Origin of the sequence: Haemophilus parahaemolyticus (genome assembly GCF_018373095.1) — a bacterium.
Lineage (GTDB): Bacteria > Pseudomonadota > Gammaproteobacteria > Enterobacterales > Pasteurellaceae > Haemophilus_A > Haemophilus_A parahaemolyticus_A.
In genome coordinates this window covers 1-8,053 of record NZ_JAHAHT010000083.1, presented here as the reverse complement: position 1 = coordinate 8,053, position 8,053 = coordinate 1, and the positions used below count along the sequence as shown (strand labels likewise).

Below are 8,053 nucleotides of genomic sequence, written 5' to 3'. Positions count from 1 at the left end.
GAAAGGCAAAAAAGTAGGCTATTCAGTTAGTGGCTTTGAAGATGTGTTGCTCGACACAATGCTTCGCTCTATTGGACTCAGCAATCAAGACGTAAAATTAGTAAACGTGAATTGGTCACTTTCCCCTTCTCTTTTAACCGGACAAGTTGATGCGGTCATCGGGGCTTTCCGCAATTTTGAACTCAATCAAATCCATTTAGAAAAACAAGAAGGTGTGGCATTTTTCCCTGAAGAATATGGTGTGCCGGCTTATGATGAATTGATTGTAGTTGCTAACAAAAACAGTCTTGCTTCTAAAAAAATTTCCGATTTTTTGACCGCACTTGAACAAGCTACAACCTACCTACAAAACAACCAAAATGACGCATGGCAAGCATTTGTGAGCTATAAGTCAAAAGAACTCAATACAGAATTAAATCAATTAGCGTGGAAAGATACCCTACCTTTATTAGCAACGAAACCTCGTCAATTGGATGCCAAACGTTATCAACAAATGGCGGAATTTATGCATCAAAAAGGCTTGATTCCAAAAGCACTTGAATTGAAAGACTATGCTGTCGAATTACAGTAAGGGAAAATGATGATTGAACAACTCATTCAGCAAGCGCAACCTTATTGGAAGCAATATGTTGAGCATGAATTTGTGCAACAACTTGCAAAAGGCACCTTGCCAAAAGCTTGTTTTCAACACTATTTAAAACAAGATTACATCTATCTTTTCCATTACAGCCGTGCTTTTGCTTTGGGTGTGTATAAAGCAAAAAATTTCGCTGAAATGGAAACACCTCGCAAAACCTTAGAGATTCTTTGCCAAGAAATCCAATTACATTTGGATTACTGCCGACAATGGGAAATCAGTGAAGAGGAAATATTCCAAACACCAGAAAGTGCAGCATGTATTTCCTATACACGTTATCTGCTTGATTGTGGAATGACGGGTGGTTTACCAGAACTTTATGCAGCGGTTACACCTTGTGCTTTAGGTTACGCACAAGTCGCCCGCTACATCACAGAAAATTATCCAAAACTACCAAGCAATCCTTATCAAACGTGGATTGATACCTATGCGAGTGAGGAATTTCAACAAGCTGCCCAAGAAACCGTTGATTTTCTTACCGCACTTTGCAAACCGCTAAACCTAAGTCAGCTTGCCGAGATTCAACAGATTTTTACCACTGCAACCAGAATGGAAATTGCGTTTTGGCAAATGGGGTTGGATTTGGCATAACAACAGGAGACAAAATGAAATCCATCTATCTATCCAAAATCCGTGAGCAGAATCCGCTCATTCATAACATTACCAATATTGTGGCAGCGAATTTTAGTGCCAATGGTTTGTTGGCATTAGGAGCTTCGCCTTTGATGTCGGCGAATATCGAAGAAATGCAGGAAGTACCGAAAATCAGTCAAGCGTTGGTTATTAATATTGGTACGCTGATTGGTAAAGATCGGGAGGCGATGTTGCAGGCAGGAAAAACGGCAAATGAGGTCGGCATTCCTGTAGTGTTAGATCCTGTTGGTGTGGGGGCAACGAGCTATCGCCGTGAGACCGTTCGCCAATTGCTGGCAGAAGTAAAATTCACACTTATTCGTGGTAATGCAGGTGAACTGGCTGCGATTGCAGGAGAGGCGTGGCAAGCAAAAGGTGTAGATGCGGGGCAAGGCGAAGTGGATTTAAAAGCCGTTGCCAAGAAAGTGGCTCAACGCTATGGCTGTACGGTGTTGATTAGTGGGGCGGTGGATATTGTCAGCGATGGCACACAAACTGCGACCATTCACAACGGCACGCCATTGTTCCCGAAAGTTACGGCTTCGGGCTGTTTATTGAGTGCCGTGTGTGCTGCATTTTTAGCGGTAAGTGAAGGAAATTATTTTTCTGCAACATTAGAAGCCTGTGTAGCATACACCATTGCTGGCGAGCGTGCGGCACAAAGCTTAACCACACAAGTGGGGCAATTCCAAATCCGTTTGTTGGACGAACTTGCTGCCCTTTCCCCTGAAACCATTAGACAAAGAGGGCGTATTAATGAGTAACGTGAAACAAGTTTTAACTATCGCAGGGTCAGATAGTGGCGGTGGGGCAGGCATTCAGGCGGATCTTAAAACCTTCCAAATGCAAGGCGTGTTTGGTACTTCAGTAATCACGGCAGTTACGGCACAAAATACCCTTGGCGTGTTTGATATTCATACTATTCCGCTCAACACCATTACCGCCCAGCTGCAAGCGGTCAAAAATGACTTCCAAATTGCAAGTTGCAAAATCGGTATGTTGGGCAATGCAGAAATTATTGAATGCGTGGCAGATTTTCTTGCTGATAAACCATTCGGCACGCTGGTGCTAGACCCAGTGATGATCGCCAAAGGTGGTGCACCGTTATTGCAACATCAAGCGGTGAGTGCATTAAGCCAAAAATTGCTGCCGTTGGCGGACGTGATTACACCGAACATTCCCGAAGCGGAAGCATTAACGGGGATTGCGATTGTGGACGACATCAGTATTCAACAAGCCGCAAAAGCCTTGCAAAAACAGGGGGCGAAGAATGTGATTATTAAGGGTGGACATTCGCTCAATTCGCAAAGTGAGCTGTGCCAAGATTGGATCCTTTTACAAAACGGCGAATATTTCGCTTTGCAAAGCCCCCGTTTCAACACGCCGCATACACACGGTACAGGCTGTACCTTTTCTGCCTGTTTAACCGCAGAGTTGGCGAAAGGCGAACCATTGCAAAGTGCGGTAAAAACAGCGAAAGATTTTATTACCGCTGCGATTTCTCACCCGTTGAATATTGGACAAGGACACGGGCCGACAAATCATTGGGCTTACAGTCGCCTTTAAGGATTGAAAGATGAAAAATATTCAAGAAATTTTACCGCTTTACTTTGTGGCAGGCACGCAAGATTGCCGTCATTTGGGCGAGAACTTGTCAGAAAATTTATTATTCGTGCTAAAACAAACGTTAGAAGGCGGGATTACCTGCTTTCAATTTCGGGATAAAGGCAAATTTTCGTTAGAACATACGCCCTCAGCACAGAAGGCATTGGCGATTACTTGTCGTGATTTGTGCCGTGAATATGGCGTACCGTTTATTGTGGACGACAACGTTGATTTGGCGTTGGAAATCGAGGCGGATGGTATTCACGTTGGGCAAAGCGATATGCCTGTGCAAGAGATTCGAGCTAAAACGGATAAACCGCTAATTATTGGTTGGTCGGTGAACCGTTTAGATGAGGCAAAAATTGGGGAAAATTTAGCGGAAATTGATTATTTTGGAATTGGCCCGATTTTCCCAACGCAATCGAAAGAGAATCCAAAGCCAACGCTAGGAATGGTGTTTATTCAAACTTTGCGAAATGCGGGCATAACTAAACCGCTTGTGGCAATTGGTGGAGTGAAGTTAGCTCACGTTAAAACCTTACGAGAATTTGGTGCGGACGGTGTGGCAGTAATTACAGCCATCAGTCACGCAGAAAATGTACAAGCCGCAACAAAAGCATTACGGGAGGCAAGCGATGAATACGCAAAATAGTTTAAAACAGGTTGCGACGGCAACGATGGTCGGCACCGCAATTGAGTATTTCGATAACTACATTTACGCAATGGCTGCGGTATTGGTATTTAACCATCAATTCTTCCATGCCGCAGATCCACTTTCAGGGCAAATTGCCGCCCTTTCCACTTTAGCACTCACTTTTATTGCTCGTCCTTTGGGAGCAATATTGTTCGGGCATTTCGGTGACCGTTTCGGGCGGAAAAATACTTTTGTGATGAGCTTACTGTTGATGGGCGTTTCCACTGTGGTTATCGGTTTGTTGCCAACTTATGACAGCATCGGTATTTGGGCGACAATTTTGCTCTGTTTGTGTCGTATTGGGCAGGGTATCGGTTTAGGTGGCGAGTGGGGCGGTGCAGCGTTAGTTGCGGTCGAAAATGCTCCCGAAGGTAAACGTGGTTGGTATGGCACATTTCCACAGCTTGGAGCACCACTTGGCTTGTTGTTGGCAAATGGCGTATTCTTAGGCATTACTGCAATTTTTGGGCAAGAAGCTATGGCGGAATGGGCGTGGCGGATTCCGTTTTTATCTTCCGTTATCTTAGTGGCAATTGGCTTATATGTTCGCCTAAAACTAACTGAAGCCCCGATTTTCCTCGCCGCACTCAACAAACCCCAACCAAAACGGTTACCAATGTTGGAAGTTGTCACTACTCATTTTAAGCCGTTTTTCTTAGGAATGTTGGTTTGCATTGCTGGTTATGTCTTGTTTTACATTATGATCGCATTCAGCCAAATTTATGCAAAATCTGCCCCAACAGTATCAGAAGCTGGTTATGCAATGGGATTAGGATTTTCCCCGCAAATTTTTACCGCTTTATTGATGGCAAGTGCGGTTTCTTTGGCAATAACTATTGCAGTCTCGGGTAAATATATCGATAAAATCGGACGAAGAGCTTGGTTAATTTGGACAACTGTTGGCGTTGCGATTTTTGGTTTATCCTTACCGTTATTTCTCGAAAACGGTACAACTGCTAGTCTGTTTTGGTTTTTAATCATCGGTATGGGCTTAATTGGAATGGGTTATGGGCCATTAGCGAGTTTTTTACCTGAACTCTTCCCCACTCATGCTCGCTATTCAGGAGCCTCTTTAACCTATAATATTGCAGGCTTATTCGGGGCAAGCGTGGCAGCTGTGATTGCTTTACCACTCAACGCCAACTATGGTTTAAAAGGCGTGGGCATTTATTTAACCCTAAACGCTGTATTGAGCTTGGTCGGGTTGTGGTTTATTTCAGAAACGAAAGATAATGCATTAGCTTAAAGAAGGCAAAAAGATGCCCCTTGAAACGAAGGCTTCAAGGGGCAGAGCTTTGCGAGAAATTCATCTCTTATTGTAACAACGTTTTTCATTTCGCAGTGCCATTACAATGGTACGAATTCTATCTCTTTCTTTTTCTCTCGTCAATTTTTTTATGTTCTTTGAATAAAAAGCTGTTAGAATTTAACCACTTACTCTTTGTAAAAACGATAAGGAATAATTTATGGAGACAAGACTACGTTATGTATTAGGCTTAGACCTCGGTATTGCTTCCGTTGGTTGGGCGATAGTAGAAATTGATGAAAAAGGGAATCCGATTCGTTTAATTGATGTGGGTGTTCGTACCTTTGAGGCTGCGGAAGTGCCTAAAACCAGCGAAAGTTTGGCATTATCTCGCCGTTTGGCGCGTTCAGCACGTCGGTTAGTACAGCGTCGAGCGGTTCGATTAAAGAGAGTCAAACGGTTGTTAAAGGCAGAAAAACTATTAGTCGATTCTGATGGACTGCTTTCCCATAATGTGTGGCAACTGCGTGTTGAAGGGATAGATCGTAAACTTGAACGAGAAGAATGGGCTGCTGTGTTATTGCATTTGCTCAAACATCGAGGTTATTTATCGAAACGTAAGAATGAGAGCAAAAGTGAGAATAAAGAACTTGGTGCGTTGTTAAGTGGCGTGTCAGAAAACCATAAATTATTGCAAGCGGAAACTTATCGCACGCCTGCTGAATTAGCCGTGAAAAAATTTGAATCGGAAGACGGGCATATTCGTAATCAGCGTGGGGCTTATACACATACCTTTAACCGCTTAGATTTGTTGTATGAAATGGAATTGCTTTTTAAGCAACAAAATCAGTTTGGTAATCCATTTGCTTATGCAAATTTACTTGAAAAGCTGATCGCTCTTTTAATGTGGCAAAAACCAGCATTATCAGGTGAGCAAATTCTAAAAATGCTAGGTAAGTGTACCTTTGAGCCTGAAGAATATAAAGCGGCAAAAAATACTTATTCGGCAGAACGTTTTGTTTGGTTGACGAAACTGAATAATTTGCGTATTCAAGAAAATGGGCTGGAACGAGCATTAATAGATAATGAGCGTTTTGCATTGCTTGAACAACCTTATGAAAAAGCAAAACTTACTTATGCGCAGGTTCGCACTCTACTTAATTTGTCTGATGATGCTATTTTCAAAGGCTTGCGTTATAAAGGTGAAGATAAAAAAGCGGTAGAAACCAAAACCACGTTAATGGAAATGAAAGCCTTCCATCAAATTCGAAAAGCTTTGGAAAGCAATAATCTGAAAGCCGAATGGGATTTGCTTAAAACACAATCTGATTTATTAGATGAAATTGGTATAGCGTTTTCTCTCTATAAAACCGATGAAGATATAACAAAACAGTTAAGTGGGAAATTATCACCATCTGTGTTGAATGCACTGTTGGAAAATTTAAATTTCGATAAATTTATTCGGCTTTCTCTTAAAGCACTCAGCAAGATCTTGCCACTGATGTTACAAGGGAAACGCTATGATGAAGCCTGTGCGGCAGTATATGGCGATCATTATGGTAAAAAACCAGCAGAAAATCACCGCTTGTTGCCACAAATCCCTGCTGACGAAATTCGTAATCCTGTCGTGTTGCGAACACTCACTCAAGCCAGAAAAGTCATTAATGGCATCGTGCGTGAATATGGTTCCCCTGTGAGTATTCATATTGAAACAGGGCGAGAGGTTGGAAAATCTCATAAAGATCGCCGTGATCTTGAAAACCGTCAAGAAGAAAATCGCAAGCAACGAGAAAAAGCCATAAAGGAATTTAAGGCATTATTCCCGAATTTTGTTGGTGAACCAAAAGCGAAAGATATTCTCAAAATGCGTTTGTATGATCAGCAGCAAGCCAAGTGTTTGTATTCGGGTAAGCCGCTTGAGTTACACCGATTATTGGAGAAAGGTTATGTGGAAGTAGATCACGTCTTGCCATTTTCTCGCACTTGGGATGATAGCTTCAATAATAAAGTGTTAGTGCTTGCCAATGAAAATCAAAGTAAAAGTAATCTCACGCCATTTGAATGGCTAGAGGGGAAAAGTAATAGCGAGCGTTGGCAAAAATTTAGAGCACGGGTTGAAACAAGTTCATTCCCTTATGCTAAAAAACAACGGATTCTGACACAAAAGTTAGATGAGAAAGGTTTTATTGAGCGTAATTTGAATGATACACGCTATGTGGCTCGGTTCTTGTGTAATTTTATTGCAGAAAATATGCATCTAACTGGAGAAGGTAAACGTAAGGTTTTTGCTTCCAATGGACAAATTACTGCTTTGTTACGCAGCCGTTGGGGATTAGCAAAATCGCGTGAGGATAATGATCGTCACCATGCGTTAGATGCCATAATAGTTGCTTGTTCAACAGTAGCTATGCAACAAAAAATCACTCGATTTGTACGTTATGAAGCAGGGAATGTGTTTACTGGTGAACGTGTTGATTATGAAACGGGGGAAATCATTCCACTTCATTTCCCAACACCTTGGACTTTCTTTAAACAAGATGTAGAAATTCGAATTTTTAGTGACAACCCTAAATTAGAGTTAGAAAATTCTTTGCCAGATCGTCCTGAAGCTAACCATGAATTTGTTCGACCGTTATTTGTATCACGTATGCCAACGAGGAAAATGACAGGGCAAGGGCATAAGGAGACGATTAAATCAGCCAAGCGTTTAGAAGAAGGCGTAAGTATATTGAAAGTTCCACTTACGCAGCTGAAATTAGCAGACTTAGAGAAAATGGTGAATCGTGAACGTGAAAAAGCCCTTTATGAAGGATTAAAAGCACGTCTAGAAGACTTTAATAATGATCCAATAAAAGCCTTTGCGGAACCTTTTGTGAAAAAAGGTGGCACAGTGGTAAAAGCAGTTCGAGTGGAGCAAGTACAAAAATCAGGTGTGCTTGTACGCGATGGTAATGGAGTGGCAGATAATGCTTCAATGGTAAGGGTGGATGTCTTTACCAAAAGTGGAAAGTATTTCCTTGTGCCGATTTATACTTGGCAGGTTGCAAAAGGAATTTTGCCGAATAGGGCTGCAACACAGGGTAAAGAAGAAAATGAATGGGAGATAATGGATGAAAATGCAACATTCTTATTCTCATTATTGATTTGCTGCCGTTAGGCGTTCCTATCTTGTTTTGCGGAGGCGGCGAGGGCGAGGAGATTGTAAAGGAGAATCAGTTGGGCCTTGTCTCGGCCCCCG

The 8,053-nt window shown here is 42.1% G+C and carries 7 protein-coding genes; all 7 read left to right on the top strand.

What is annotated here, in order from left to right:
* A partial coding sequence (locus KH943_RS07985) for an ABC transporter substrate-binding protein (protein ID WP_304109805.1) occupies positions 1-571 on the top strand: 571 nt, incomplete at its 5' end.
* A gap of 9 nt (positions 572-580) precedes the next feature.
* Positions 581-1,228: a thiaminase II gene (gene tenA, locus KH943_RS07980; RefSeq protein ID WP_304109807.1), complete on the top strand. Its 648-nt coding sequence runs from the start codon at positions 581-583 to the stop codon at positions 1,226-1,228.
* Between the two features lie 14 nt (positions 1,229-1,242).
* Positions 1,243-2,034 carry a hydroxyethylthiazole kinase gene (gene thiM, locus KH943_RS07975; RefSeq protein WP_304109803.1) on the top strand — a complete coding sequence of 264 codons (792 nt, stop codon included), beginning with the start codon at positions 1,243-1,245 and terminating at the stop codon, positions 2,032-2,034.
* The gene (gene thiD, locus KH943_RS07970; RefSeq protein ID WP_304109801.1) at positions 2,027-2,836 is read left to right on the top strand and encodes a bifunctional hydroxymethylpyrimidine kinase/phosphomethylpyrimidine kinase; all 810 of its coding nucleotides are present in this window, start codon (positions 2,027-2,029) and stop codon (positions 2,834-2,836) included. Before thiM ends, thiD begins: the two co-directional genes overlap by 8 nt.
* A 10-nt stretch (positions 2,837-2,846) precedes the next feature.
* A complete protein-coding gene (gene thiE, locus KH943_RS07965) occupies positions 2,847-3,527 on the top strand; it encodes a thiamine phosphate synthase (protein WP_304109799.1) in 681 nt (226 codons plus the stop codon).
* Positions 3,511-4,815: an MFS transporter gene (locus tag KH943_RS07960; RefSeq protein ID WP_304109797.1), complete on the top strand. Its 1,305-nt coding sequence runs from the start codon at positions 3,511-3,513 to the stop codon at positions 4,813-4,815. Before thiE ends, KH943_RS07960 begins: the two co-directional genes overlap by 17 nt.
* 220 nt (positions 4,816-5,035) lie before the next feature.
* Positions 5,036-7,972: a type II CRISPR RNA-guided endonuclease Cas9 gene (gene cas9 / locus KH943_RS07955; RefSeq protein ID WP_304109795.1), complete on the top strand. Its 2,937-nt coding sequence runs from the start codon at positions 5,036-5,038 to the stop codon at positions 7,970-7,972.
* The last annotated feature ends 81 nt before the right edge of the window (positions 7,973-8,053 follow it).